This is a genomic window from Streptomyces sioyaensis (assembly GCF_004122735.1).
Taxonomy (GTDB): Bacteria; Actinomycetota; Actinomycetes; order Streptomycetales; family Streptomycetaceae; genus Streptomyces; species Streptomyces sioyaensis.
Genome location: NZ_SDIF01000060.1, coordinates 13,425 through 40,152 on the forward strand (window position 1 = coordinate 13,425; position 26,728 = coordinate 40,152).

At 72.7% G+C, this 26,728-nt stretch carries 25 protein-coding genes; 9 read left to right on the plus strand and 16 right to left on the minus strand.

What is annotated here, in order from left to right; all coding sequences use genetic code 11:
* Positions 1-133: 133 nt before the first annotated feature.
* Positions 134-574 carry a hypothetical protein gene (locus EST54_RS34130; RefSeq protein ID WP_154074032.1) on the minus strand — a complete coding sequence of 147 codons (441 nt, stop codon included), beginning with the start codon at positions 572-574 and terminating at the stop codon, positions 134-136.
* A 146-nt stretch (positions 575-720) separates the two neighbouring features.
* Positions 721-1,380 carry a TetR/AcrR family transcriptional regulator gene (locus EST54_RS20530; protein ID WP_129249100.1) on the minus strand — a complete coding sequence of 220 codons (660 nt, stop codon included), beginning with the start codon at positions 1,378-1,380 and terminating at the stop codon, positions 721-723.
* Between the two features lie 113 nt (positions 1,381-1,493).
* On the opposite strand from EST54_RS20530, the gene EST54_RS20535 reads away from it, so the two are divergent.
* The 3 genes from EST54_RS20535 (at position 1,494) to EST54_RS20545 (ending at position 3,855) form a co-directional block, all read left to right on the plus strand.
* The gene (locus EST54_RS20535; RefSeq protein WP_129249101.1) at positions 1,494-2,684 is read left to right on the plus strand and encodes a cytochrome P450; all 1,191 of its coding nucleotides are present in this window, start codon (positions 1,494-1,496) and stop codon (positions 2,682-2,684) included.
* A gap of 4 nt (positions 2,685-2,688) precedes the next feature.
* A complete protein-coding gene (locus EST54_RS20540; protein WP_129249102.1) occupies positions 2,689-2,904 on the plus strand; it encodes a ferredoxin in 216 nt (71 codons plus the stop codon).
* Between the two features lie 168 nt (positions 2,905-3,072).
* Positions 3,073-3,855 carry a PE-PGRS family protein gene (locus EST54_RS20545; protein ID WP_129249103.1) on the plus strand — a complete coding sequence of 261 codons (783 nt, stop codon included), beginning with the start codon at positions 3,073-3,075 and terminating at the stop codon, positions 3,853-3,855.
* 218 nt (positions 3,856-4,073) lie between these two features.
* Here the strand turns inward: EST54_RS20545 and EST54_RS20550 are convergent, their stop codons facing one another.
* Entirely contained in the window at positions 4,074-4,367 is a 294-nt protein-coding gene (locus tag EST54_RS20550; RefSeq protein ID WP_129249104.1) for a zf-HC2 domain-containing protein, read from the minus strand.
* A 49-nt stretch (positions 4,368-4,416) separates the two neighbouring features.
* Between EST54_RS20550 and EST54_RS20555 the strand changes: the two genes are divergently transcribed.
* Positions 4,417-5,010, plus strand: coding sequence for a sigma-70 family RNA polymerase sigma factor (locus tag EST54_RS20555; RefSeq protein WP_129249105.1), 594 nt, complete (start codon positions 4,417-4,419; stop codon positions 5,008-5,010).
* A gap of 68 nt (positions 5,011-5,078) precedes the next feature.
* Here the strand turns inward: EST54_RS20555 and EST54_RS20560 are convergent, their stop codons facing one another.
* The 3 genes from EST54_RS20560 to EST54_RS20570 are packed head-to-tail and all read right to left on the minus strand — an operon-like array spanning position 5,079 to position 8,178.
* Positions 5,079-5,549 (minus strand): copper chaperone PCu(A)C, encoded by a 471-nt coding sequence (locus EST54_RS20560; protein ID WP_129249106.1) that lies wholly within the window; start codon positions 5,547-5,549, stop codon positions 5,079-5,081.
* Positions 5,546-7,900: a heavy metal translocating P-type ATPase gene (locus EST54_RS20565; RefSeq protein ID WP_129249107.1), complete on the minus strand. Its 2,355-nt coding sequence runs from the start codon at positions 7,898-7,900 to the stop codon at positions 5,546-5,548. The genes EST54_RS20560 and EST54_RS20565 overlap by 4 nt, the downstream gene beginning before the upstream one ends.
* Entirely contained in the window at positions 7,897-8,178 is a 282-nt protein-coding gene (locus EST54_RS20570) for a hypothetical protein (RefSeq protein ID WP_129249108.1), read from the minus strand. The genes EST54_RS20565 and EST54_RS20570 overlap by 4 nt, the downstream gene beginning before the upstream one ends.
* A gap of 257 nt (positions 8,179-8,435) precedes the next feature.
* On the opposite strand from EST54_RS20570, the gene EST54_RS20575 reads away from it, so the two are divergent.
* Together EST54_RS20575 and EST54_RS20580 are read left to right on the plus strand one after the other, a co-directional pair.
* Complete coding sequence (locus tag EST54_RS20575) at positions 8,436-9,707, plus strand: cytochrome P450 family protein (RefSeq protein ID WP_129249109.1); 1,272 nt, start codon at positions 8,436-8,438, stop codon at positions 9,705-9,707.
* The gene (locus EST54_RS20580) at positions 9,704-10,648 is read left to right on the plus strand and encodes an L-tyrosine/L-tryptophan isonitrile synthase family protein (RefSeq protein ID WP_129249117.1); all 945 of its coding nucleotides are present in this window, start codon (positions 9,704-9,706) and stop codon (positions 10,646-10,648) included. The genes EST54_RS20575 and EST54_RS20580 overlap by 4 nt, the downstream gene beginning before the upstream one ends.
* 18 nt (positions 10,649-10,666) lie before the next feature.
* Here EST54_RS20580 and EST54_RS20585 read toward each other — a convergent pair whose 3' ends face one another.
* Genes EST54_RS20585 through EST54_RS20595 form a run of 3 tightly spaced genes read right to left on the minus strand, consistent with a single transcriptional unit; the run spans position 10,667 to position 13,613 of the window.
* The gene (locus EST54_RS20585; RefSeq protein ID WP_129249110.1) at positions 10,667-11,455 is read right to left on the minus strand and encodes an ABC transporter ATP-binding protein; all 789 of its coding nucleotides are present in this window, start codon (positions 11,453-11,455) and stop codon (positions 10,667-10,669) included.
* Entirely contained in the window at positions 11,452-12,519 is a 1,068-nt protein-coding gene (locus tag EST54_RS20590) for a FecCD family ABC transporter permease (RefSeq protein ID WP_129249118.1), read from the minus strand. The genes EST54_RS20585 and EST54_RS20590 overlap by 4 nt, the downstream gene beginning before the upstream one ends.
* 29 nt (positions 12,520-12,548) lie before the next feature.
* Positions 12,549-13,613 (minus strand): ABC transporter substrate-binding protein, encoded by a 1,065-nt coding sequence (locus EST54_RS20595; RefSeq protein WP_174857480.1) that lies wholly within the window; start codon positions 13,611-13,613, stop codon positions 12,549-12,551.
* 463 nt (positions 13,614-14,076) lie between these two features.
* On the opposite strand from EST54_RS20595, the gene EST54_RS20600 reads away from it, so the two are divergent.
* Complete coding sequence (locus tag EST54_RS20600; protein WP_167511580.1) at positions 14,077-14,616, plus strand: hypothetical protein; 540 nt, start codon at positions 14,077-14,079, stop codon at positions 14,614-14,616.
* 9 nt (positions 14,617-14,625) lie between these two features.
* Here EST54_RS20600 and EST54_RS20605 read toward each other — a convergent pair whose 3' ends face one another.
* A complete protein-coding gene (locus EST54_RS20605) occupies positions 14,626-15,450 on the minus strand; it encodes a hypothetical protein (RefSeq protein ID WP_244942575.1) in 825 nt (274 codons plus the stop codon).
* A gap of 353 nt (positions 15,451-15,803) precedes the next feature.
* Between EST54_RS20605 and EST54_RS20610 the strand changes: the two genes are divergently transcribed.
* On the plus strand, positions 15,804-17,027 hold the full coding sequence (locus tag EST54_RS20610) for a PucR family transcriptional regulator (protein WP_129249111.1): 1,224 nt from the start codon (positions 15,804-15,806) through the stop codon (positions 17,025-17,027).
* A 16-nt stretch (positions 17,028-17,043) separates the two neighbouring features.
* Here the strand turns inward: EST54_RS20610 and EST54_RS20615 are convergent, their stop codons facing one another.
* From EST54_RS20615 to EST54_RS20625, 3 genes are all read right to left on the minus strand, one after another.
* Entirely contained in the window at positions 17,044-18,912 is a 1,869-nt protein-coding gene (locus tag EST54_RS20615) for an alkyl/aryl-sulfatase (RefSeq protein WP_129249112.1), read from the minus strand.
* 144 nt (positions 18,913-19,056) lie between these two features.
* Entirely contained in the window at positions 19,057-19,554 is a 498-nt protein-coding gene (locus EST54_RS20620) for a GNAT family N-acetyltransferase (RefSeq protein WP_129249113.1), read from the minus strand.
* Positions 19,555-19,697: 143 nt separating this feature from the next.
* Entirely contained in the window at positions 19,698-20,189 is a 492-nt protein-coding gene (locus EST54_RS20625) for a DoxX family protein (RefSeq protein WP_129249114.1), read from the minus strand.
* A gap of 285 nt (positions 20,190-20,474) precedes the next feature.
* Between EST54_RS20625 and EST54_RS20635 the strand changes: the two genes are divergently transcribed.
* Positions 20,475-20,957: an Lrp/AsnC family transcriptional regulator gene (locus tag EST54_RS20635; RefSeq protein WP_239012556.1), complete on the plus strand. Its 483-nt coding sequence runs from the start codon at positions 20,475-20,477 to the stop codon at positions 20,955-20,957.
* A gap of 71 nt (positions 20,958-21,028) precedes the next feature.
* On the opposite strand, the gene EST54_RS20640 is transcribed toward EST54_RS20635, so the two are convergent.
* The 3 genes from EST54_RS20640 to EST54_RS20650 form a co-directional block, all read right to left on the minus strand.
* Positions 21,029-21,487: a cyclic nucleotide-binding domain-containing protein gene (locus EST54_RS20640; RefSeq protein ID WP_129249115.1), complete on the minus strand. Its 459-nt coding sequence runs from the start codon at positions 21,485-21,487 to the stop codon at positions 21,029-21,031.
* 113 nt (positions 21,488-21,600) lie between these two features.
* Positions 21,601-24,480, minus strand: a complete 2,880-nt coding sequence (locus EST54_RS20645) for an NHLP bacteriocin export ABC transporter permease/ATPase subunit (RefSeq protein WP_129249122.1) — start codon at positions 24,478-24,480, stop codon at positions 21,601-21,603.
* A gap of 11 nt (positions 24,481-24,491) precedes the next feature.
* Positions 24,492-26,714 (minus strand): NHLP family bacteriocin export ABC transporter peptidase/permease/ATPase subunit, encoded by a 2,223-nt coding sequence (locus EST54_RS20650; protein WP_129249123.1) that lies wholly within the window; start codon positions 26,712-26,714, stop codon positions 24,492-24,494.
* Positions 26,715-26,728 lie beyond the last annotated feature (14 nt).

Genomic DNA, 26,728 nt, shown 5'->3' on the forward strand with positions numbered 1-26,728 from the left:
ACCGTTGGCCGAAAGGGTGTTGGACCTCCTGACGGAGCCCGTCCGGACGCCCCGCGAAACGGCGCGGGCGGCACGGCATGCAGCGGGCCCGGGAGGGGTGTCCCGGGCCCACCGCATGACTGTCCGACAGGGGTCAGAGGATGCCGAGCAGTCCGAGGCCGAGCAGGCCGTCCCGGTCCCGCCTCTCACGGCCGTCGCGGCGGTAACCGTCGCGCCCGTCCCTGTCACGCCCGTAGCTGTCGCGGTCGTAGCTGTCGCGGTCGTAACCGCCGTCGCGGCCGTAGCCGTAGCCGTCGCGACGGCTGTCGTCACGGCCGAAGCCGTCGTACCCGTCGTAGCCGTCGTGGCCGCCGTGCCCGAAGCGGCCGTGGTGGCCGTGGCGGCGGTCGTGGCGGCACTTGCAGTAACGGTGCCCGAAGTGGTGGTGGCCCCGGTCGCAGCGAAGGCACATCGTGCTCTGCGAGCTGCTGCTGGGGGGCGTGGTTGCGGCGGTGGCGGCACCGGCCGTCGGCACCACCAGGGCAGCCGCGGTCAGGCCGGCCAATGCAAGGCCGCGAGGAATCGAACGGAGCATGTTTCCACCTTCACTCGACTGGTGCAGAAAAAGAATATTCTCTGCAAACATGACGATAAAGGTGCATTTGTTCCCCGACTTGCGACCCGCCGGAGAGTCACTGGAACGCAGCACGAGGCACGGCGGCACACCGCACCCCCGCCCGCTCACTCCGGATTCCCGGCCCTTTCCCCGCCACCACCTTCCCCGCCGTCACCGGCTTCCCCCTCGCTCCGGCCGTCCTTCGGCAGACTCTCCAGCAGCCCTCCCAGAGCGCCCACGACGAGCGAGCACACCGTGTCCGGGTCGGCGCTCGCCAGCGGCTCCTTGGCGACCACCACTCGCATCAAGCCAATTCCCAGCAGCCACGACAGTGCCAGATCGGCACGCAGCCCCCCGGTGTCGGATTCCGAGAGCGTGGCGAGGACCTCCGCGTACTCCTCCCCCAGTCCGCGCAGCGCATCGGCGATCTCGTCGCTGCCGCCTATGGAGCGCAGACACACCTCCAGCGAACGGTCGCCGCCGTCCCTGCCGCCGGCCAGCATGCCGCGCAGTGCGACCTCGAACAGCCGCTCAGCGGGGGTGGTGCGCAGCTGCTCCTGTCCGCCACGCGCCATGACCTCGCCGAACAGGGCCTTCTTCGAGCCGAAGTACCGGAACAACAGGGCCTGATTGGCCCCGGCCCGGGCCGCGATGTCACGCACCGTCGCGCGTTCGTAGCCGCGCTCGGCGAACAGCTCCGAGGCGGCGTCCAGCAGCCGCAGTCGCGTGCCCTGCGCGTCCCGGCGGTGTGCGCTCGCCGCGCCGTCCTGCGGGGACTTGGCCATCGCCACGCTTCCTTTCCGTCGGGCCGTCATCAGGACGGCCACAATGCGTCGTTGACCACTCCGAGGGAGCGGCCTACCGTTTGTAAGCAGGTGCTTACACAAGGGAGGTCGCCATGACCACGATCGATACAGCACCCCTCTCCTACCCGTTCAATCTTGCCGAGAGCCTTGCGCTCGCCGAGGAGTACGAGCAGGCCCGCAACCGCCCGGGGCTGCTGAAGGTACAGATGGCCTACGGAGAGCCGGCCTGGCTGGTGACCCGGTACGCCGAGGCCCGGTTCGTCCTCGGGGACCAGCGCTTCAGCCGCGCCCTGGGAGCCCTGCACGACGAGCCCCGGCAGTCCGAAGGGCGTCGCGACAGCGGCATCCTGGGCATGGACCCACCCGATCACACCCGGCTGCGGACGCTGGTGGCGAAGGCTTTCACCGTCCGCCAGGTCGAGAAACTCCGCCCGCAGGTACGGCAGTTGACGCGGGAGCTGCTCGACGAGCTGGAGGCGGCCGGGCCGCCCGTCGATCTGGTGGACCGCTACGCGCTGCCCATCCCCGTCGCCGTGATCTGCCGGATGCTCGGGGTGCCGGCCGAGGACCGGCCGCGCTTCCGGGTGTGGAGCGATGCCGCCTTGTCGACAAGTTCCCTGACGGCGGCGGAGTTCGACGCGAATCTCGAAGAACTCCGCGCCTATATGGGCCAGTTGATCGAGGAGCACCGGCAGGCCCCGCGGGACGATCTGATGACGGCGCTGATCGATGCCCGGGACGTCGGCGACCGGCTTTCCGAGCTCGAACTCGTCGACCTGTGCGTCGGGATCCTGGTCGCCGGGCACGAGACCACCGCCACCCAGATCCCCAACTTCGTCCTGGCGCTGCTGGATCACCCGGGCCAGCTCGCGCTGCTGCGCGAGCGGCCGCAGCTGATCGGCAATGCCGTGGAGGAGCTGCTGCGCTTCGTCCCGCTGGGCAGCGGCGCGGGCCAGCCCCGCTACGCGACCGAGGACGTCGAGGTCGGCGGGACGCTGGTGCGGGCCGGCACCCCGGTCCTGATCGCGATGGGCGCGGCCAACCGGGACGCGCTGCGCTTCGACTCGCCCGGCACGCTGGACATCTCCCGGGCCGCGAACCAGCATCTCGGCTTCGGTCACGGCGTCCATCACTGTCTGGGGGCGCCGCTGGCCCGCCTGGAACTCCAGGAGGCACTCGGCGCGCTGCTCACCCGGTTCCCGGGGCTGCGCCTGGCCGGCGATGTGGAGTGGAAGAGCCAGATGCTGGTGCGCGGGCCCCGGGTGATGCCGGTGGGGTGGTGAACCGATGACCTGGAACGTGGAGATCGAGCCCCGGCAGTGCATCGCCTCGGGATCCTGCGCCGCCATCGCACCGGATCTCTTCGCGCTCGACGGCAGCCATGCCCGTCCGCTGCACGACCGGATCGACGAGGACGAACGCGCGCTGGACGCCGCCGATTGCTGCCCGGTGCTCGCCCTCACGGTGCGGGACGGTGCGGAGGTCATCGGCCCCCGGCCTTAGGGGCGGCACGGAGCCGACGGGGCGTGGCCGGGGGCCGCGCCCCGTTCCGTGTGCCGCCGACGACCGCCGGGCCGTACCAGGAGGGCGAGCGTCCCGCCGCGACGGCGGACGCCGCAGGTCGGGGCCCCTCGTCGGGTTCCGGGAGCGGGGTGCGACGATGGGCCTGTCATGGATGCGGGGCAGGTTCTCAGGGGGCTACGCGCCGCGGTGTTCGCGGTGGTGTGCGTGCTGCTCGCCGCGCTGGGACACGTGGTGATGTCGGATACCGCGGTTCCCGCGTGGATGCTGCTCGCGGCCGGAGCGGTGACCGCGGCCGGCGCCTGGTGCTGCGCGGGCCGGGAACGCGGCCCGCTCCTGGTGGGGTTGCTGACCGTCGGCACCCAAGCGGCGCTGCACACCGCGTTCTCGTTCGGCCAGGCGCTCGCCGGGCCCGCGGGCGGCGCACCGCGCTCGCTCGCGCGGCGGTGGGCGGACACCTGGCTGTGCGGTGCCGGCGGGACGCCGCTCCCGGACGACGACTCCGCGCAGCTCATTCAGCTGATGCACCGGCAGATGGCGGCCGCCTCCGCCCGGGAACACACCGGCTCCATGCCCGGCATGGACCACATGAGCCGGCTGGCCGGACCGGACGGGATGGCCGGGATGCACGACAGTGCGTCCGGCATGGCGGGCATGCACGGCAGCGCGTCCGGCATGCTCGCGGCCCATCTGCTGGTCGCGCTGCTCAGCGCCGGGTGGCTGTGGGGCGGCGAGCGGGCGGCGTTCCGGCTCCTGCGGTGCGTGTCGGCCTGGCTGTTCGCGCCCTTGGTGCTGGTCCTGCGGATCGTCCTGCCCCCGGCACCGCCCGCCGCGCGGGCCGCCCGGCAGGAGCCGCGGCGGGCGGTGCACCAGCTGCTGCTGGCCCACGCGAGGTCGTTGCGGGGTCCGCCGTATGAGCCGGCTGTCGGCTGACAGCACGGTCGAATTCCCGAGCCGGCACACGGGCGCCGCGGACTCGCGCCCCTGCCCGGCTCCGACTTCACCGGTCCCCGCCGTGCGCGGCGACCGGGTCATGCGAAGGACTCCAGATGATGAATCCTGTCCGGATGCCGGTGGCGCTGCCGCCCGCGTCCGCTTCGGGCGCCCCGGCCGGCGCGGGCGGACGCCCGTACGCCGCCGCCCCGGCCGGCTCAACCGGCCCGTTTCCCACCACTGTCCGCACTGCCGGGAGGTACCGGCCCCGGCCGTACGGAACCCGGCCGCAGCCGGGCGAGCAGGGCATCGGCGGCCGCCGGGTCGTCGTCCTCGGCTCGCTCCGCGGCGCGGCGCAGACCGGTCGCCAGCGCACGGCTCCGCTCTTCCCAGCGCCGGCAGTCCCGGCAGTCGGCGAGGTGCTCGTCGAGCCGGCGGGCGGTGAGACCGGGGGGCAGTTCCTCGCCGTCCAGGCGGGCGGAGAGTGCCGTACGGATGCGCGTGCAGAGCATGCGCCCATCCTCCCCGAAGCGCGTCCGCGCGGCGAGGGACGGTGCCGGAATGCGCGATGACGAGAGCGTGACGGGCTGGGCGCTGGCCGCCCGCGGCGGTGACGAGCGGGCCGTCGAGCAGTTCGTCCGGGCCACCCAGCTCGATGTGCGGCGCTATGTGACCCATCTCAGCGGCGATCCGCAGGCGACCGACGACCTGGTGCAGGACACCTACGTCCGGGCTCTGCGCAGTCTGCCCGGGTTCGAGGGCCGGTCCTCGGCCCGTACCTGGCTGTTGACCATCGCCCGGCGGGTGGTGGCGGACCGCATCCGGTCCCATGCCGTCCGGCCCCGGCTGGCCGCCACGGACGACTGGCAGACGGCCGCGGAGCGGGTACAGCCGCGTGGGGTGCCCGGCTTCGACGAGGGCGTCGCGCTGGCCGAACTGCTCGCGGCGCTGACGTCGGAGCGGCGGGAGGCGTTCGTCCTCACGCAGCTGCTGGGCCTGCCGTACGCGGCGACGGCCGGGGTGATCGGCTGCCCGGTGGGGACCGTGCGGTCCCGGGTGGCACGTGCCCGCGAGACGCTCGTCGGGCTGCTGACGGAGGCCGAGCGGCCCGAGTCGGCCGGCCGGCCGCGGGATCTCGCGGCCGCGGTGGCCTGACGGGCCGGACCCGGCGGGGCGAACGGGGCTCATGGGCGGACCCGGCCATGAGCCCCGTTCGCCGTGGTTCACCGGCCGGGCGCCACGGCCACGGCCCGTACGGTGCGCGGTGGGCTGTGGCGGAAGTGCAGGGTGAAGGTGAGCCGGTCGCCGGGCGCGAGCCGGGGCGGTGGGCTGACCATGATGTCCAGGGTGGTCGCGGTCATCGTCAGGGCGTCGCCGGCCGGGACGGTGGCGTCCTCGGCCATCGCCATGCTGCGGGCGTTGTCGCCGATGTCGACGGTGCGGCTGAGCATCGCGCGGTGGCCGGCGGGCCCGGTGACGCCCGTCAGGACGTCGTCGGAGCCGCCGGTGTTGCGGATGGTGAAGAACGCGGCGGTGGCATCGGAGCCCGCGGGGATCAGTACCCGGCCCTCGGCCACGCTCAGCCGCGCGGGGGTGCCCGCGTTTCCGGCGGCGGTCCAGAGGGTGAGCAGGCCGAGGGTCGCCAGGCAGGTGAGCAGCGGAACGGCGAGGGCCTGGACGGGTGGCCGCGTCATGTGGTCTCCCCACGGGTCTGGGCCCGCCGCGGGCCGTGGGGGCGGCGGGCGGTGGTGGCTCCGCGTGGACGCCAGGCGCGCAGCCGGAGGCTGTTGCCCACGACGAGCAGGGAGCTGGCGGACATCGCGGCGGCCGCGAGCATCGGGTTGAGCAGGCCGACGGCGGCCAGCGGCACGGTGACGAGGTTGTAGCCGAAGGCCCAGCCGAGGTTGGTGCGGATGGTGCCCAGGGTGCGCCGGGCCAGCCGTACCGCGTCGGCGATGGCCTGGAGGTCCTCGCGGACCAGGGTGACGTCGGCGGCGCCGATCGCGGCGTCGGTGCCGCTCCCCATGGCGATACCGAGATCGGCGAGCGCCAGCGCCGCCGCGTCGTTGACCCCGTCCCCGACCACGGCGACGCGGCGGCCCTGCTCCTGCAGGGTGCGGACCAGGTCGGCCTTGTCCTCGGGGCGGGCCTCGGCGTGCACCTCGGTGACGGCGAGATGGCCGGCCACCGCCCGGGCGGTGGCGGCGCGGTCACCGGTCGCCAGGACCGGCCGCAGCCCCAGGCGGCGCAGATGGTCGACGGCACGATAGCTGTCGGGGCGCAGCGCGTCGCCGACGGCGAGTACCGCCTCCGGGGTGCCGTCGACGGTGACCAGGACGGCGGTGCGGCCGTCGGCCTCCGCGGACCGCACCGCCTCCGGGAGCGGGGCCGGGAGCCCGTCGAGGTCGCCGGGGCGGGTGACCGCCACCCGGTGCCCGTCCGCCGTGCCCTCGACACCGTGACCGGGCGTCGCGATGAAGTCCTGCACGGGCAGCAGGAGTTGCTGCGGGTCCGGGTGCCGCTCGCGGGCGTGGGCCGTGATCGCGCGGGCCAGCGGATGCTCGGAGCCCTGCTCGACGAGGGCGGCCAGCCGCAGCACCGCGGTGGCGTCGAGGCCGCCGGAGCGTGCGGTGAGGGCGGTGACGCCCATCTGTCCCGTGGTGAGGGTGCCGGTCTTGTCGAGCACGATGGTGTCGACATGGCGCAGCCGCTCCAGCGCCTCCGGGCCGCGGACCAGGATCCCCAGCTGGGCGCCCCGGCCGGTGGCGGCCAGCAGCGCGGTCGGGGTGGCCAGCCCCAGCGCGCAGGGACAGGCGACGACCAGGACGGCCACCGCGGCGGTCACCGCGGCCTGCGGGTCGGCTCCGGCGCCGAGCCAGAAGCCCAGGACGGTGACCGAGACGGTCAGTACGGCGGGGACGAAGACCGCCGCCACCGCGTCGGCCAGCCGCTGGATCCTGGTCTTGCCGGTCTGCGCGTCCTCGACGAGCCGGGTGATCCGGGCGAGTTGGGTGTCGGCGCCCACCGCTCCGGCCCGTACCTCCAGCAGACCGCCGGAGTTGACCGCGCCGCCGACGGCCGCCGCGCCCGGGCCGACCTCGACCGGCCGGCTCTCGCCGGTGATCAGGGACAGATCGAGTGCGGAACTGCCCTCGACGACGGTGCCGTCGGTGGCGACCCGTTCGCCGGGCCGGACCAGGAAGCGGTCCCCGACCCGCAGCCGGCTCACCGGGATGCGCTGCTCACCGTCGGGCGTCGGCACGGCGACGTCCTTGGCGGCGAGTTCGGCCAGGGCCCGCAGCGCGGCGCCGGTCCCGCGCCGGGCCCTGGCCTCCATGCGGCGCCCGGCCAGTACGAACAGCGGGACGCCGACGGCGGCTTCGAGGTAGAGGTGCGCGACGCCGTCGCCGGCCGTGGGCAGCAGGCTGAACGGCATGGTCATCCCGGGCGCACCGGCCCCGCCGAGGAACAGCGCATAGGCGGACCAGCCGAAGGAGGCGGCGACGCCGAGGGAGACCAGGGTGTCCATGGTCGCGGCGCCGTGCCGCAGCCCGCGCAGCGCACGCGCGTGGAAGGGGGCGGCGCCCCACAGAGCGACCGGTGCGGCCAGGACGAAACACAGCCACTGCCAGTTGCGGAACTGCCAGCCGGGCACCATCGACAGCACCAGGACGGGCAGCGAGAGCAGCGCGGTCACCAGCAGCCGGTGGCGCTCGGCGCGGGCGGCGGCGTCCCCGTCGTCCGGGCCGGCGGCCGGTGCCGGGTGCGCATCCGCTTCCGGCTCCGGGTCGGGCTCGGGGAGGCCGGCGGTGAAGCCGGCGGCCTCGACGGTGGCGATGAGGTCGGTGACGGGCACCGCCGCGGGGTGGCTGACCGTGGCCCGGCCGGTGGCGAGGTTGACCGAGGCGGCGACCCCGTCCAGCCGGCCGAGCTTCTTCTCGACCCGGCCCACACAGGCGGCGCAGGTCATGCCGCCGACCGTGAGGGTGGTGGTGCGCTCGTCGGTCCGCTGCGGCGCGGGGACCGGGCGGGGCTGTGGCGTCATCGCGACGCTCCCACCGGCACCGGGCGGGGGGCCGCGGCGCCCATGCCGTGCATCCCGCCCATGTCCCCGCCGCCATCGGGCGCATCGACTCCCGTACGGCTGCCGCTGCCCGGATGCAGCCCCGGGGCCACCGGGCCGACGGCGGCACCGGCGGCGTACGCGAGGGTGCCGAGCACCACCAGCAGCACGAGGAATCCGAGGACCGACCGTGCGGGCAGCAGCCGGGTGACGGCCTGGCGACGAGGGGGCCGACCGGGGTCGGCGGAAGAGCTGGACATCGCGTCATGGTGGCAGCTGCGGAGGGTGCGATGGGCACGATCGGGGGCCCGTCGGCACGTGAGGTTTGTCCCGTTCCGTCGCCGGAACCGTGCGGCCCCCGGAGCCGACTAACTGGGTTTGCGCCGCCCGCTTCGCCGCCCCGCTCCCCGCCCGGCCGAATTTCTCCCCGCCCGGCGGGAACTCGGCGCGCGCCGTGCCCGACCTCTCCAACACCGTGCCGTCCGGGCGCGGTTACCGGTCACCCGAGGAGGATTCCGTGTCCAGGCCGTCCGATCCCGATCCCGTGGAGCTCTACGGGCCGGAGTACAAGCGCGACCCCTACCCCCTGTACGCGGAGCTGCGCGAGCGCGGCCCCGTGCACCGGGTGCGTTTCCCCAGCGGGGTGTGCGCCTGGCTGGTCACCGGCTACGAGGCCGCCCACCGGGCGCTGACCGACGCCCGGCTGGGCAAGCACCACTCGCGGGGCAACGCGGCCTGGCGGGCCCGCGCCTCGATCATGCCCGAGCCGCAGCACTCCCAGCTCCAGGTGCATCTGCTGCACCAGGACCCGCCCCGGCACACCGAGTTGCGCCGGCTGCTCGGTGACGCCTTCGCCCCGCAGCGCGTCGAGGGGCTCCGTCCGCGCTTCCAGGCGATGGCCGATGCCCTGCTCGACGGCCTCCCGGAGAGCGGCGAGGCCGATCTGGTCGCGGCCTTCGCGGCCCGCTTCCCCTTCCGGGTCCTCGCCGAGGTCATCGGTCTGCCCGAGGAGTTCGAGGCCCGCTTCGACCGGGACTGGGGCAAGGTGGTCCAGCCCGTGGGGCCCACCGACCCGGGCCGCCCGGCGTACGAGGCGCGGCTGCGCGGGCTGCAGCAGTACATCGCCGATCTGGTCCGCCACCAGCGCGCGGTGGGCGGCGAGGATCTGCTCTCCCGGCTGGTGGCCGCCCGCGACGCCGGGGCGCTCGGCCAGGAGGAGCTGGATTCCATGATCTTCCAGCTGCTGGTGGCGGGGCAGGAGCCGGTCACCAACCAGATCACCACGGCCCTGGTCACCCTGCTGCGGCACCCCGCGCACCTCGCGGCGCTGGCCGACCGTCCGGAGCTGCTGCCCCGCGCGGTCGAGGAACTCCTGCGGTACGACAGCGCCTTCGAGCTGACGACCTGGCGGTTCCTCGCCGAGGACGCCGACCTGCACGGGACCCGGATCCCGGCGGGCGACTCCGTCATCGTGTCGCTGTGCGCGGCGAACCGCGACGCGCGGCAGTTCCCCGACGCGGACACCCTCGACTTCGACCGCTCCCCCAACCCGCACCTCGCCTTCGGCCACGGCATCCACTTCTGCCCCGGTGCCGCGCTCGCCCGTATCGAACTCCAGATCGCCCTGGGCACCCTGCTGCGACGGCTGCCGGGCCTGCGGCCGGCCGTCCCGGAGAGCGAGCTGAACTGGATCCCGGCCGTCCTGGCGCGCGGGGTCGACCGGCTGCCGGTGGCCTACGGCACCGCGGGCCGCTGTCCCGTCACGAGTGGGCCTGATGCCGCGTGCTGACCGTACCGGCGCCTCCCGGCGCGCGCGCCGATGTCCAGGCCGTGTGTGCGGCGGTGCTCGGCATCCTGCTGCCCCACCGGCGCACCCTGGACGCCGGCCACGACGACACCCCCGACGCCTTCCCCGCCCAACTGCGGCAGCTGGCCGGGCCGGTGGCGGCGGGCGAGCCGATCGTCTTCACCCTGCCGGGGTTCCCCTGCAAGTCCCCCAATCCGGCCAAGGTGCTCGGCCACCTGCCCGACGAGGGCGAACGGCTGGCGCTGCGCTTCCTGGACGGGCTGTGCGCCCGGATCGCCGCCGTGCATCCGCCCGGGGCGCGGATGATCCTCTGCTCGGACGGCCATGTCTTCAGCGACCTCATCCAGGTGCCGGACCGTGACATCGATGCCTATGCCGACGCCCTGCGCACCTTGATCCACGACGAGGGCCTGACCCAGCTGGACGTCTTCGACCTGCGGGACGTGTACGGGCAGGAGCTGTCGCACGACGCCAAGCGGAAACTGGTCCACGAGCGTTACGCCCCGGCCCTGGAGACCCTGCGGTCCCTGACGCACACCGACGAGCCGACCCGGCGGCTGTACCAGGGCATCACCAAGTTCCTCTTCGAGGACTCCGTCTCGTTCGCGGGGACCCGGTCGGCCCGGCAGCGCAACTGCCGGCGCCGGGCCTACGGGGTGATGCAGCGCAGCCGCGCCTGGGGCGAGCTGATCGCCACACACCACCCGGGGGCGTTCCGGCTGTCCATCCATCCGCAGCCGCGGGGCTCGGCCAAGTTCGGCATCCGGCTGCTGGACGCGCCCGATGTGTGGATGACGCCCTGGCACTCGTGCGTGCTCGAACATGCCGATGGACGCCGGGAATTGCTGCACCGCGCGGACGCCGAGCGGCTCGGCCGCCCGGTACTGCGTCAGGGGCGGCCGAGCCACTTCGCGGCCGGGTGAGGCGGCGGGGCGGGCCCGTCAGCCGTCGCCGGCGGGCAGCGGCTCGCGATGGTCGAAGGCGATCAGCGGATCACCGGTGAGCGGGTGGGCGGTGACCGCGGCGCGCACCCCGAACACCTCGGCCAGCAGCTGCGGCGTGAGCACCGTACGCGGGGCGCCGGACGCCACCACCCGCCCGGCGTGCAGCACATGCAGCCGGTCGCACAGGGAGGCCGCGGCGTTCAGGTCGTGCAGGGAGATCAGCGTCGTGCGGCGCTGGGCCCGCAGCAGCGCGAGCAGCTCCACCTGATGCCGGACGTCGAGGTGGTTGGTGGGCTCGTCCAGCACCAGCACTTCCGGGTCCTGGGCGAACGCACGGGCCAGCAGCACCCGTTGCCGCTCGCCCCCGGACAGCGCGGAGAACCGGCGGGCGCCCTGCCCGGCCATGCCGACGGCCGCCAGGGCGCCGGCCACGCACTCCCGGTCGGCGCGGTCCTCGCCCGCGAAGGCCCGCTTGTAGGGCGTACGGCCCATCGCCACCACTTCGTGCACGGTCAGCTCGAAGTCGCTGCCGCGCTCCTGCGGCAGCGCGGCGACCTGCCGTGCGGTCTGTCCCGGGGTGAGCGTGCGCAGGTCGGTCCCGGTCAGCAGCACCCGGCCGGCGGTGGGCCGCAGATGCCGGTAGACGGTCCGCAGCACGGTGGACTTGCCGCTGCCGTTGGGCCCGACGAGCCCGGCGATCTCGCCGGCCGCCGCCATCAGGCGCACTCCGGCGACGACGTCGCGGCCCGCATAGCCGACGTGCAGATCCTCGATCTCGACGGTCACCGGCCCGCCTCCATCCGCCGGTCCAGCAGGAACAGCAGGACGGGCGCCCCGATCATCGCGGTGACGACGCCCACCGGCAGCTCCTGGGAGTCCATCGCCGTACGGCACACCACGTCCACCACCACCAGCAGCAACGCGCCGGTCAGCGCGGACAGCGGCAGCAGCCGGCGGTGGTCGCCGCCGATCACCAGCCGGCACAGATGCGGCACCATCAGGCCCACGAAGCCGATGGCGCCGGAGACCGCGACCAGGACGCCGGTCAGCAGCCCGGTCACCACGAACAGCTCCCTGCGCAGCCGGGTGACGTCCACGCCCACGCCGGCCGCGGTCTCGTCGCCCATGAGCAGCGCGTTCATGGCACGGGCCCGCGCCTGGAGGGCCAGCAGCCCGGCGCCGACCGCGGCCGCCGGCAGCCACAGGACGCTCCAGGTGGCCCCGCCCAGGCTGCCCATCAGCCAGAACAGCACGCTCCGGGTCTGTTGTTCATCGCCGGCCTGCAACACCAGATAGCTGGTGAAGCCGGAGAGGAACTGGCCGATGCCCACTCCGGCCAGCACCAGCCGCAGCGGCGAGAAGCCGCCGCCCCGCCGGGCGAAGCACCACACCAGCGCGAACGAGGCCAGCGCACCGGCGAACGCGGCCGCCGAGAGCCCCAGCCCCAGGAGGTCGCCGGCCGAGGCGCCCAGCACGATGGCGGCGACCGCGCCGAGCGAGGCGCCGTTGGAGATGCCCAGCAGATAGGGGTCGGCCAGCGGATTGCGCACCATCGCCTGGGTCGCCGTCCCCACCAGCCCGAGCCCCGCACCGGCCAGTGCCGCCAACAGCGCACGCGGCACCCGCAGTTGCCACACGATCAGGTCGTCGGTGCCCGGCCGGGGCGGCGCTCCGCCGAGCCGCTGGAGCACCACCGACCAGACGTGTCCGGGCGCGATGTCGGTGGAGCCCAGGCAGACCGCCGCGGTCAGCGCCGCCACCAGTGCGATCCCGAGCCCGGCGGCGAGCAGCCCGGCCCGCGGGGGACGGCGCGCGGACCGCCCGTCGTCGACCCGGGCGCCCGGGTCCACCGCCGTCTCCGTCACTTCCGACGTCTGCGTCACTTCCGAGCCGCCTTGAACCGGTCCGCATGGACGGTGTGCGCGATCTCCTCGACGGTGTCCGCATTGCCGACCCCGGCGATCGTCGTACGCTCCGAGCCGATCCGCAGGAACTTCCCGTTCCGCACCGCCGCGAGGTCCTTGGTGGCGGGGAAGTTCTTCAGGAACGCCGCGGCCTCGTCGAAGGCCTTGGCGTTGGCCGCCGCGCTGCCCCGGTTGCGCACCCCGAGCTGGATCCAGTCCGGGTTCTTGGCGACCACGTCCTCCCAGGAGACGGGCTTGAAGTCGCCGTCGCAGCCGTCGAAGACGTTGCGCGCCCCGGCCTGGCGGATCACGGCGTTGGCGACCTGCGTGCGGCAGACGGCGACCGGCTGCTTGGTGCCCGCGTCGTAGTCGAAGAAGAAGTACGTCGGCCGCTTGCCGGGGGCGACGTCACCGACCGCCTTGCGCACCGCGCCGACCTTTGCCCGCATCCCCGCCACCAGGGCGTCGGCCCGCTTGCCGGTTCCGGTCACCGCGCCCAGCCGTCTGATGTCGTTCTCCACACCGGACAGGTCGTCCTGCGCCTTGCCGGCCGTCGGCGCGCAGGCGGTGGAGGTCAGATGAAGATGCTTGATGCCGGCCGCCGTGTACTCCTCCTCGGTCGGCGCGTCACCGGCCCCCTGCATGCCGTTCATCGAGGCGAAGGTGTCGACGTACAGATCGGCGCCCGAGCCGAGCAGCTTCTCCTTGGGAATCACCGACTTTCCCAGCACCGGCACCTTCTGGGCCGCGCCGTCCAGCGCGCCCGGCAGCGTCCCCTTGCCGGGCGGGAACCCGGTCCCGATGACCCGGTCGCCCGCGCCCAGCCGCAACAGCATCTCCAGGGCGGCGGCATTGCTGGTGACGATCTTGCGGGGTGCGGACGAGAAGGTGAGCGAGCCCTTGCAGTCGGCGACCTTCACGGGAAAACCGGCCCCGGAGGCGGCCTTGTCCGTGCCCGCTCCCCCGCCGCCGCTGCCGCCGCACGCCGTGGCGCCCAGCGCGACGACCACCGCGATCCCGCACAACTTCCCAGCACGCATGGCGCTTCTCCCCTACGCTCACCGGCCGGTGCACCGGCCGTCTCACCCGCCGCAGCCGCGGTCGGCGGGCCGCGGTCACGGCCCGGCACAGGTAGTCGGCCCGAGAGCGGAGGCGGTTCCGGGGCAGGGGCACCCTTTTCCGCTCGGGAGAAGCAGACGGCGAGCTTGTCGTACCGGATGGCCACTGCGCGGTGTCACGCGTCCGCAAGCACTACGGCGGCTCCGTCCTGTCCTGAGGCGGTGTCTCCACGTGACGCAGAAAAGCCCAACTACCGCCCATGTTCACGCCGTTGACAGACATGTCTATCCATTAGAGGCTTTCGACGTCCTGACGGGGGACTGCGGAGCACCGGAATGTTGCGATGGACGGTCCACGCCGTCTCGGGCGGAAACTCGTCGGCCACGTCACGTGCAGGTTCGACGTGCCGACCGAGCACCGGTATCAGCGGAAGGAGACGAAAGCATGAAGTTACGTCGATGGGACGCCACATCTCGCCTCGTGCAGCGAGCGGGGGTTTTGGGGGCCGCGGCAGCCCTCGCTGTCGTCGGCACCGTGTCCACGGCGGGGGCGGCGACTCCCGGCCCGGGCTCAGCCCGGGTCCTCGGCAAGTCCGAACTCGCCTTCTACCCCTCGACCCATGGCAAAGCCACCGCCAGCTCAAGGGTCATCCACTGCGAGATGGTGTTCATCGGGGCCAACCACGGCGCGCCGCACCACTCCGGCCACGTGCCGGGTACGGTCAACGTCCGGGTCCGCGTGACCTGCACCAAGCCGGTGCGGATGATCCGCGCAAAGATCGGCCTCTTCAGCAACCACGGATCGAAGATCAAAGCCTACGGGAGCGTCGGGCGGGCCGCCGCCAAGGGCAACGCGGCGCTCGTCTGCCGGACCGGCTACTACCAGGGCGAGTCGGCCGCCCAAATCACCGCGCCCCCCGGCTACACCCCGCACACCGCGAACATGGGCGCCAAGACCTCCAAGGTGCACCTCACGAGGTGCTGACCCGGGGAATCAGCGATTGACCTCATCGCTGTCTTCCCACACTGGATCGGTCACCTCGACCGGCACGGCCTCCAGTCGCTCATCCGCCAGCACATCGGCGACGAGCGCCGCCGTGCCACCGAGATAGGTGGAGTCGAGGTCGATCTCCGTCGCGACACACCAGGCCCGGTCCTCGGGCCAGAACACGTTGGGCGACTGTGGAGAGAGTGACATCGCCACTTCCCCCGCAGCGTCGAGCGGGCCCTCGAGCAGGAGATAACTGCGTTCCGGCAGCTCCACTCGAGGGCCGTCGACGATGCCTGACGGAAACTCCGGGGGCAGCAGACCCGGCTCCGGCTGCCCGTCCCCCTCCTCCGACGTGAAAGTGAGGGTCGCGCGGCCGTCCGACGTGGACTCGTACCCGTCCCAGACGCAGAACCAGCAGCGGTCACCCGACGTGGTGTGCCGGGCCAGGACCTCACACAGCGCCGCCAGCGTGGCAGGAGGCAGCACGCCCGGGTCGGGCTCCTCCTCCCAGGGCTTCGCCGCTCGCACGTCCGACGCAGGAGTGGCGAGCGCCCGGAACTGCACCCGCGGATGCACCACCCTGCCCGACCATGCGGCCACCTCCGCCCACGTCACGGGGCTTTCGTCGGACGCCGACGCCGGATGCAGAATCCGCGCGTACGCCTCGAATCCGTGCGGTACGAAAGCGCCCACGCCGGACCCGAACGGCCCGACCCTCGCCACCACCCAGTCGGCCGCTGCCACATCCCCAACCGGCCGCAGTCGCGAACGCCGAATCATGGTCTGCACCTCCTGCAACCATCCCCCGGCCTGGTTCGCTGCCGTCACCGGCAAGCGCCCCTCCACCGGGAGCGCGCCCGCTGCGACCTACGCCAACGGGTAGACCTACGACCTGCGAGGAAACTGGAAGAAACAAGGATAGTACGGTACCTCTTGCCGCAGGAGCGGAGCCGCTTCACGCACGGCCTCCCGGCCGTGCGCACGGGTCTTCGTCAGCCGTTCCACAGGTATGAGGGCGTTGTCCACGGGACGACTTCAGCCCCGCCCCGCCCCGCCGCCGACGCCCCGTCAGCCGCCCACCAAGGGCCGACAGATCCTTAGTAGGATCGCGGACCGGCGCGGTAGCTCAAGGCTCCGACCCTTCGATGTGACGCGTCACCACCGGCACCGGGAGGCGGTCGATGACAGCGGGCGCGGCACACCGTTCCGCCACGACCGACCCGCGGGCGCCGGTCCCCGAGGTGCCCGACGCCGTACGGTCGCTCGCCGCGCGCTGTGTGCCCCGGGTGAACGAGCTCGCCCGGCTGATGTCCCAGGACACCTTCGCGCAGCTGGACGGCTATGCCGAACTCCCAGCCGACGTCAGGGATGTGGAGATCGCGGCGACCGCGCGACACGGGCTGCGGCTGTTCCTGGAACGGGTGGTGAACGATCCGCAACCCGGCCCGGACGACACCGGGTTCTTCCGCGAGCGCGCCGCCCAGCGGGCCGAGGAGGGTATGCCGCTGGAGTTGCTGCTGACCACCCACTGCGCGGGGGCCCGGGTGCTGTGGCAGGCGCTGCGGGAGGCCGCCCGGCCCGGTGAGGAGGCCGCGCTGGTCGAGCTGGCCGGCTATCTGCTCGGTGCCGAACAGCGGGTGGTGAGCGCGGTCACCGAGACCTACCTCGACGAGCAGGCGGCGCTCGCCACCGAACGGCGCGAGGAACGCCGCGCCCAGGTCCGCCGGCTGCTGGCGGGCACCGAGGTCCCGCCGGCCGGCAGCGGACTCGACGGGCCATCGCTGGTCCTGGCCGTTCAACTGCCGGACGGCCCGCGGGAGCCGGTCGCCGTACGGCGGGTGGCACGGCGGCTCCAGACGGCACTGGACCGGGCCTTCGACACAGAAGTGCTCACCCTGTTCGACGGCGCCGGAGGCCAGGCGATCGTGCCCGGCCGGGCCCAGCTCCCGGCCGGTCTCGCCGAGCGGCTCACCGAGGCCGGCGGCCCGGGCGTACGGCTCGCCGCCGTACCCGCGGAGCAGGGCGGGCAGATCCCGGAGGCGGCACGGACCGCCGCCCGGATCATCCGGGTGGCCCGGGCCTGTGGCCATCCGGCCGGGCTGCACCGGCTCGATGACGTTCTGCTGGAATACCAGCTGTCCCGCCCCAGCGCCGGCAGCGACCGGATCGCCGCGCTGCTCGACCCGGTCGCCGACCGGCCCGAACTCCTCGAAACCCTGCGCACCCATCTGGAACAGGCGCAGGACCGCCGCGCCACCGCCCGGCTGCTGACCCTCCACCCCAACACCGTCGACAACCGGCTGGCCCGGATCTCCGCACTGACCGGGCTCGATCTCTCGACGCCCCGGGGCGCGGCCCTGGCACTCGCGGCACTACTGCTACGCGACGCCGGGGACGAGGGCTGAACCGCAGTTCCCCGCGTCACGGCGTGACGATCGAAAAGTTCCAAGCCGGCTTGTCCAACAGGGAGTTGAAGGCGAGCAGAGCCCCGGCGTCGCCGTCAACGGTGACGGTACCGGCGGTGATCTCGTCGAGGAACGTGGTGGCACCACTGAGGACCGCGTTCAGAGTGGTGCGTGCCAGGCGCAGCGTGGCGTGCGGACGTTCGCCGCGGGGTGCGTCGCCGGGCATGGGGGTGAGCGCGCCGTTGGACAACAACAGCGTCCAGATCTCGGGGGCGGCGGCCGGGTCGTTGCTGTCCGACGCGGACCCGATTTCCCAGCGCAGGAGGAGGCGCCGGTCACCGGCCCGGGGGCCGTTGAGGCGGACGGCCATGGACTGGAAGATCTGCTCGGCGGTGAGCGCGGCGAGGAGGTCGGGCGCGGGGTGTGCGGGGCTCCCGGCGACGGGGCCGCGCAGCTCGGCTGCGCCCACGAGGTAGAAGTTGCGCCAGGGGCCGGACTCGGCAGCCTGGCCCAGCTTTTCGAAGGCGTCGGCCTGGAGGGCGCGGGCCTCGGCATGGTCCGGTTCGGCGAAGATGACGTGGTTGACCACTTCGGCCACCCAGCGCAGATCCCCCGCCTCGTACGCCTGACGGGCCTTGGCCAGCACGGCGTCGGCACCGCCCATGAACTCCACATAGCGCCGGGCCGCGGCCACCGGCGGATGCTGCCACAGATGGGCCGGGTTGCCGTCGAACCAGCCCATGTAACGCTGATACACGGCCTTGGCGTTGTGGCTGAGGGTGCCGTAGTAGCCGCGGGCGTGCCAGGCGCGCTCCAGGGCGGGCGGGAAGCGCAGCTCCTCGGCTATCTCGGCGCCGGTGAGCCCCGCGTTGATCATCCGTACGGACTGGTCGTGCAGGTAGGCATAGGCATCGCGCTGCTCCTCCAGGAAGCGGACCGCGCGATCGGCTCCCCAGGTGGGCCAGTGATGGGAGGCGAAGACGACGTCGCTCGAATCGGCGAACAGCCGCAGGGTCTGGGTGAGATAGCGGGCCCAGGCACTGGGGTCACGGACCAGGGCGCCGCGGAGGGTGAGGACGTTGTGCAGGGTGTGGCAGGCGTTCTCGGCCACGCACAGCGCCCGCCGCTCGGGGAAGTGAAAGTTCATCTCGGCCGGCGCCTCGGTGCCGGGCGTCAGCTGGAAGACCATCCGGATACCGTCGATCACCTCTTCCTGGCCGGTCGCGGTGATGTCCAGGGTGGGGGCGATCAGACCGACGGAGCCGGTCGAGGTCGTCTGGCCCAGGCCACAACCGATCTGCCCGGCCGGCCCCTTGGGCAGCGTGGTGCCGTACATGTAGCCGGCCCGGCGCACCATCGCGGGGCCGGTGAAGACGTTCTCACTGACCGCGTGGGCCAGGAAGCCGGCCGGGGCGATCACCGGTATCCGCCCGGCGGCCACGTCCGCCTCGTCGACCACGCCGCGCACCCCGCCGAAGTGGTCGAGGTGCGAATGGCTGTAGAGGACGGCGGTGACCGGCCGCGGTCCGCGGTGCTCGCGGTACAGCGCCAGCGCGGCGGCCGCCACCTCGGTACTGATCAGCGGGTCGACGACAAGAACCCCCCGGTCGCCCTCCACGAAGGTGACGTGCGAGATGTCCAGTCCCCGCACCTGGTAGATCCCCGGCACGACCTCGTAGAGCCCCTGCCGGGCAACAAGCCGACTCTGCCGCCACAGCGAGGGGTGCGCGGTGGGCGGACAGTCCTCGCCCAGGAAGGCATACGCGTCGTTGTCCCACACGACACGGCCGTCGGCGTCCCGGATGAGGCAGGGGTCGAGACGGGCAAGGAACCCACGGTCGGCGTCGGCGAAGTCCTGTTCATCGTCCCAGGCGAGATGGCTCATGCAGGCGATTGTCGACCGGTCACCGGCCCGGATTCATGGTGCTGTGACACAGAGCGGCCTGTCACGGGTCACAAGCGGGCGGGGGGCGAACTTGCGCTACACGCTTGAGGAGTTCGAACCGCGGGCACCCACGGCACCGTGGTGTCACAGTGCCCGGCGCATGCAGACCCGCGGCCACCGGTCCAGACCGTGTGCCGCTTCCCGGTCGCGGATCTTTCGCAGGCCAGGAGTAAGCCTGCTGTCGTCCATGAGTTGAAAACCACAGCGTGCGTAGTAGGGGGCGTTCCACGGGACCTGGGTGAACGTGGTGAGGGTAAGGGCGGGTGCACCCTCGCTCGTGGCGTGGGCCGCCAGATGGTCCAGCAACAACCGGCCGGCGCCGCGACGCGCGCTGTCCGGGTGCACCGAGACCTGCTCGACGTGGAGGTTGCCGTCGACGCGGTCGGCGATCAGGTAGGCAATCGGGGCGTCGGCCACGACCCAGGCCAGCCCGGCGTGGTGGTAGCGGACGAGTTCCCCGAGTGGGAGCGGCTCGTCCTCGGCGATCTCCGGCATGCCGATGTCTCGGAAGCACTGCCCGGCGGCCCGCTCGATGTCCTGCAGGACGGGCAGGTCGTCCAGGCGCACGGCTCGGATGTACATGGACGCATTCTCCACAGGACGCCGGATCGCGCCCGGCATGCCCTCACTGGAGTTCCGTCGCCGCCGGGCGTTGTCCGACGTCGGGGACGGGTCTTGCATGATGCTTTGGTTCTTCGTGTGCATCGGATGCCGGTGAGCGTGGTTCACGCCGCGGTACTTGTCCGGATGACGTCTTCCGTGGTGTGGCGAGCCGATCGGTGGGTGAGGACGGCCAGTGTGATGGTCGCGGCGAGGAAGAGCGCTTGCATGAGGGTGCGAGGCACGAGTTCGTCCCACCAGGGGAGCGGCCGACCGGAGAGCGCGAGCGTGATGTTGGCAGGGAACATCGCGAGGAGCAGCACGGTGAGACCGACTGCGGCCGGGGTGGCGAGCCTGCGGTGGAGCATGGCGGCGGCAGCGGCCAGTTCGAGGAGGCCGGTGATCGTGACCATGGCGTCAGGGGCGGGTAGCCAGTCGGGGACCATGGCGACGAGGTCGGCACGCATCATGGTGAAGTGCGCGAATCCGGTGAGGGTGAACATCACGGCGACGCCTGCGCGGAGGGCGATCTCGATTCCTCGCGGGCGTCGGGACCAGACCTTGTTCACGAGGAATACGACGACGGTCACGCCGATCAGCGCGATGACGGGTTCCATGCTGAATTCCTTCCGTCTCAGAGGCGGTTCACAGCCGCGACTGTGAGCGGCGCACGGTCTCGGGGTCGATCTCCTGGATCTGGAGGACGACGCCGTCGGGGTCGGTGACGCGGATGCTGCGGCCGAAGTCCTCGTCGACGAGGGTGTGCTCGTATCCGTGGGCAGAACAGTGAGCACGAGCTGTCTCCTGATGCTGTGGGATATCCGGCGCGGCCGGGTGGCCCGGAACCGGGTCATGCCCCCAATCTGAGACGTGCGTGGAAGATTGTCGTCCACGGAATCGCCATGTGGCGGATCACGGCACTGGGGTCGGTGGATGTGGTGGAAAGCGTCAGGCTTGATGAGGACGATCGGCGCCTGCTGCACGCCCTGCAGCTCGACGGCCGGGCGTCGTTCGCGCGGATCGCGACGGTTCTCGGCATGTCCGAGCGCGCGGTCTCGCGCCGCTACCACCGACTGCGTTCCCGGCTGGCGCTGCGCGTGGTCGGCGTCACGCGCCACGATCAGCGAGCGCAGGAGGACTGGTTCTTGCGCATCGCGGCCCCACCCGCGTCGGTCGATGCCGTCGCGCGCATGCTCGCCGTCCGTGAGGACACCTCCTGGATCGCGTCCTTGGCGGGCAGCGGCGGGCTCAGCTGCATCCTTCGCACTCCCGTGCCGACCGGCGACGGAGGTCACGCACTGGAGCAGTTCCGGCGCGGTGCGAACGTCGGAATCGTCTCGCGATGGGTCAAACGAGCCGGCCCCCTCCTCATTCCCCGCACCTGACTCTTCGCCGTTCACGCATCCAGTGGTGGCGCGGATGCGCAGCTGCGACACCCGCTCCAGGAGTGCCCCGCTCACGGATCGAGCCCGCTCCCCTGAGGCCCGTACAGGTCCAGCAGGCGGGCTCGGGTGCCGTGCAGGCGGTCGGCCACCGTCTCGGCCACGTAGCGGTACATCGCCCGGCCTAGGACGGGGTCCGACTCGCAGAGCTCGCGGACCACCGCCGCGTCGAACTCCACCGCGTCCACCGGGCCGACGGTCTGGGCGCCCAGATGCCACAGGTAGGGCGGGAACAGCCAGGACCAGCCGAGCAGTTCATCGCGGCCGAGGGTCTCCACGACCGCGGCCTGGCGCCCGGGGACGCGCTGGTCGAGCGCGACCTGTCCGCTGCGGATGATCCAGAACCGGTCCGCCCGCCGGCCCTCCTCGAAGAGGCGGGTGGCGCGCGGCAGCGACACCTCGTGGGCGACGTCCCGCAGCCGCCGGCGCCGGTCGGGTGGCATGGCGTCGAACAGGTCTTTCGCTCTGGCCATCTCATTCTCCGTCCGCTGACTGCTTTGCAAGATAAGCGGTGCGCGGCGGGGATACGGGGAATGGCCCGGTGGGCGGGGCGGCGTCCCGGGGTCCCGGGGGGCCTCGCCGGCGGTCAGGTCAGCTGGCGTCGGACCAGGTCGTGCAGTGCGCCGCCGGTGTCGGCGAGCAGCTCGGCCGGCGGGCCCTGCTCGACGATCCGGCCGTCCGCCATGACGATCACGCGGTCGGCGTCCATGACCGTGGACAGCCGGTGCGCGATCACCAGCCGGCTGGCGCTGAGCTTGCGGGTGCTGTCGCTGACGATGCGCTGGGTCTCGTTGTCCAGGGCGCTGGTGGCCTCGTCGAAGAACAGCATCCGCGGGCGGCGGACCAGCGCCTGAGCGATCATCAGGCGCTGTCGCTGGCCGCCGGAGATCGCGGCACCGCCGGAGATCATGGTGTGCAGGCCCATCGGCATCCGCTTGATGTCCTCGGCCAGGCCCGCCATCTCGGCGGCCGCCCAGGCCTCCTCCTGGGTGAAGGCCTCCGCGCCGCAGATGCAGTCCAGGATCGAGCCGGTCAGCGGCTGGGCGTTCTGCAGGACGACGCCGCACTGGCGGCGCACCGCCGCCTGGTCCAGGGCCGTCAGGTCCTGGCCGTCGTAGAGCACGCTGCCGGCGGTGGGCCGGTCGAAGCCGATCAGGAGCCGCAGCAGGGTCGACTTGCCGCAGCCGCTCGGGCCGACGACGGCCACGAACTCACCCGGCCGGACCCGCAGCGAGACATCGTCGAGGACGAGCGGGCCGTCGTCGGTGTAGCGGAAGGAGAGCTTCTTGGCCTCGATGGCGCCGGAGAGGGCACCGGGCTGGGCGCTGGCGCCGCGCACCTCCGGCTTCTCGTCCAGTACCGGCTTGACCTCCTCGAACATCGGCAGCGCGGCGGCGGCCGTGACGAAGGCGCCGGTGATCTGGGTGACCGAGGTCAGCAGCATGGTCACCGAGGTGTTGAAGGTGAGGAACGACCCGGCCGACATGCTGCCGCGGGCGGGTCCGGCCAGCAGCATGAACATGATGAGCGAGCAGAGCGGCAGATAGGCCGCGTTGAGGACGGTGGTCAGATTCTTGATCCGGCCGGCCTTCTGCTGGAGTTCGCGGGTACGGGCGAACTCCCGGGCCCAGGCCGCGTAGGCGAAGCTCTCGGCCGCGGCGACCCGCAGCTTGGGCAGGCCCCGCAGGGTCTGGAACGCCTGGTTGTTGAGCTTGTTGCCCAGCTTGACCAGCCGTCGCTGCCAGCGCAGCTCCCACATCCCCATGGCGAGGAACACCGCGCCGATCACGACCAGCATGCCGATCGCCGCCAGTGCCAGCGGCACGCTGAAGCACAGCAGCATGACGAGGTTCATCGCGCCGATGGTCGCGGACTGCACGGCCACCGGGCCGACCCCGGACAGCACCCGCCGGATGCTGCTGATGCCCATCGCGGCGCTGGCCAGCTCGCCGGTGGAGCGTTCGGTGAAGAACTTCGCCGGCAGCCGCAGCAGCCGGTCCCACACGGCCGGCTGCAGCGCACTCTCGATCCGGCCCTCCATCCGCAGGACGGTGAGGTTCTGCAGCAGCATGAAGGCGGCGGAGACGATGCTGGTGACGATGACGGCCAGCGCGACCTGGACGATCAGGCTCTTCTGGGCGCTGGGCACGTACACCCCGAGCACCCGGCCGGTCGCGAGCGGGACGAGCGCGCCGAGGGCGACCGTCACCAGACCGCTGAGGGCCAGGTTGCGGACGTCCATCCGGGTGCCGCGCAGGCTGAAGCGCATCAGCCGCCACAGGCTCATGGGCCGCTCCGGCAGCGGGCGGTAGAACATCACGGCACGCGGTTCGAGCTCCTCGGCGTTGTCCCTGCCGATCCGCATCCGCATCCCGGAGGCCGGATTGACCGCTTCGTAGCGGCCGCGCCGCCACAGCAGGGCCACCGGGGCGCCGGACTTGGCGCGATGGCCCACCAGCGGGCCGGTGTTGATCCGCCACCAGCGGCCCTGCAGCCGGACCGCGCGGGTCCGGATCCGCGAGCTGACCGCGATCCGTTCGACCGGGGTGATGCGGTCGTTGACGGCACCGCCCTTCGGGGGCTCGGTGAGGGTGATCCCGGCCGCCTCCGCGACCGTACGGCAGACCGCGAAGGTGGCATCGTCGCCGGCCCGGCCCGGCCCGTCGCTCCCCCGCCCGGACCGGTCCGGGCGGCCGATGGAGGCCAACAGCGCCTGGTCGGCCCGCTCACGGACCGCCTCACCGGCCTTGATGCCGGCCGCCGTACGGTCCTCGTGGGCGCGCTCCAGCTGCTCGATCCACCGGTCGACGGCGGACAGCAGCCGGTATTGCTGATTGACCATCTGCTGCCACAGCCCGGCATCGACCAGCAGATCGCCGGCCGCCTCCGCGCTGTAGGAGGCGCCGTACTGCACGCTGCCGGGCGGGACCGGCATCCACAGGACGTCGTCGTCGGCCACCGCCTCGTCGCCGGGCCGCCCGTCGAGCGGGGCCTCGAACAGCACGCCCAGGCTGCGGGCGGTGCCCAGGGCGAAGGCGTGCTCCAGCGGGGAGGGGGCCGGCTCGGCGTGGCCGGCGTACCCGTGGCCGTACGGGCTCTGCTCGCCGTACTGCGCCACCGTCCCGTACTGCCCCGTGTCCCACTCGGGACGGGGCAGCTCGCGCAGTGGGATCCGGCGCAGCAGACAGTCCTGCGACGGCCGGCCGAGCAGGGTGTGCTGCGGGCCCTCGACCGGGCCGAGCAGCAGGGCGCCCGCTTCGAGCCTGCCGAGGAAGTGCCAGTGCCCCTGCTGGGCGGCGTCGACGGCGAAGAGGTCCAGCGCGCCGCCCGTGACGAGCCACAGCACATGCGGGCCCTCCAGGGGAACGCTGCGCAGCCCGGTGCAGTCGACGGGCGTGCCCAGACCGCCCAGCGCCTGGGTCACCGCGTCGGTGGCGCCCGGTCCCACGACCGCGGACGGGGGCATGGATGACACAGTCAGTGCTCCTTGACCAGCTCGGCGTACGTGCCCCCGGCGGCGACCAGGTCCTCGTGCCGGCCGCGTTCGACGACCACGCCGTGGTCGAGGACCACGATCTCGTCGCTGTCGCGGACGGTGCTCAGCCGGTGGGCGATGATGACGCAGGCGCAGCCGCGGCGCCGCAGGTTGTCCATGATGGTCTGCTCGGTCCGGGCGTCCAGTGCGCTGGTGACCTCGTCGAGGACCAGGATGCTGGGGCGCCGGACCAGGGCGCGGGCGATCTCCAGCCGCTGCCGCTGCCCGCCGGAGAAGTTGCGGCCGTCCTGCTCGACGCGGCTGTGGATGCCGTCGGGGCGCCGGGCGATGACGTCGTCGTAGAGGGCGGCGTCCTTGAGGGCGGTGATGACGGCGTCGTCGGGGATCGAGGGGTCCCACAGCGCCACGTTGTCGCGGACCGTGCCCTCGAAAAGGAAGATGTCCTGGTCGACGAAGGACACGGAGGCCGCCAGCGCGCTGCGGGAGAGGTCCTCCAGCCGCTGGCCGTCGATGCGGATGGTGCCGTCCCAGGGGCTGTAGAGGCCGGAGATCAGCCGCGAGACGGTGGACTTGCCGCTGCCGGAGCCGCCGACGAGGGCGACCTGCCGGCCGGGGCCGACGGCCAGGGAGAAGCCGGTGAGCAGCGGTTTGTCCAGCGGGCTGTAGCCGAAGGTGATGTCTTCGAGGGTCACATGGCCCTTGAGCCGCCGGGTGTCGGAATCCGAGCCGGGGCGGGAGTAGAGGGTGTCGGCGGGGAAGCTCTCGACGTCCTTGAGCCGGGCCACGTCGGCGGCGAAGTCCTGGATGCGGCCGGCCACTCCGTTGAGCCGGGTGATCGGCGCGGTGAAGCGGGTCACCAGCGCCTGGAAGGCGACCAGCAGACCGATGGAGATATGGCCCTCGACCGCCCGGAGGCCGCCGATCCACAGGATCAGCGCGCTGTTGAGGGTGGCGAGGGTCGGGGCGACCACGGCCAGCCAGGCGCTCGGCACCCCGAGGCGCTGCTGTTCCTCCAGTGTGGTGGCGTGCTGGCCGGCCCAGCGGCGGAAGTAGCCGTTCTCGCCGCCGGTGGCCTTCATCGTCTCGATGAGCTGCAGACCGGTGTAGGCGGTGTTGGTCAGCCGGGCGGTGTCGGCGCGCAGTTTCTGGGTGTGGGTGGCCCGCAGCCGGACCACGATCCGCATGGCGACGACGTTGAGCAGCGCGATCCCCACCCCGATGACGGTCAGTTGGGGGTCGTAGGTCCACAGCAGGACGGCGTAGAGGACGACGACGACCCCGTCCACCGCGGCGGCGGCGAGATCGCGCGCGAGGGTCTCGGCCACCGCGTCGTTCGACTGCAGCCGCTGGACCAGGTCGGCCGGGCTGCGCTGGGCGAAGAAGGTGACCGGGAGTCTGAGCAGATGGCGCAGGAAGCGGGCGCTGGTGAGGGTGGAGGAGATGATCCGGCCGCGCAGCAGGTTCGCCTGTTGCAGACCGGTCAGCACGGCGGTCAGCGCCACCATGGCGGCCATCGATGCGAAGAGCGGCCCCAGCAGCGAGGTCTGGTTGCCGATCAGGAACATGTCGATATACGTACGGCTCAGCGCGGGCACCGCGGCACCGACCGCGACCAGCAGCAGGCTGGCGAGGAGTGCGGCCAGCAGGGTGCCGGTCGTGCCGCGCATCCGGGCCGGTACGGCGCCGAGGATGCCGGGCTTGCGGCCGCCCTTGCGGAAGTCCTCGCCGGGCTCGAAGACCAGGGCTACGCCGGTGAAGCTGGTGTCGAAGTCCTCCGCCGCCACGAAGCGGCGGCCCTTGTCGGGGTCGTTGATGTGGACGCCGCGGCGGCCGAGGCGGCGGCTCGTGCCGTCGTAGACGACGTAGTGGTTGAACTCCCAGAACAGGATGGCCGGCGCCTGGACCTCGGCGAGCGCGGCCGGTTCCATCTGCATGCCCTTGGCCTGCAGGCCGTAGCTGCGCGCGGCCTTGAGCAGATTGCTGGCGCGCGAGCCGTCACGGGAGACACCGCAGGCGATCCGCAGCTCCTCCAGCGGCACATGCCGTCCGTAGTGGGCCAGCACCATGGCCAGGGACGCGGCGCCGCACTCCACGGCCTCCATCTGGAGGACGGTGGGGGTGCGCACGGCCCGGGTCTTCTTGGGCCGGGGGGCGGGCGGCGCCGCGCGGCGGGTACGGCGGGCGCCGCCCGCCCCCCGGCCCAAGAAGACCCGGGCCG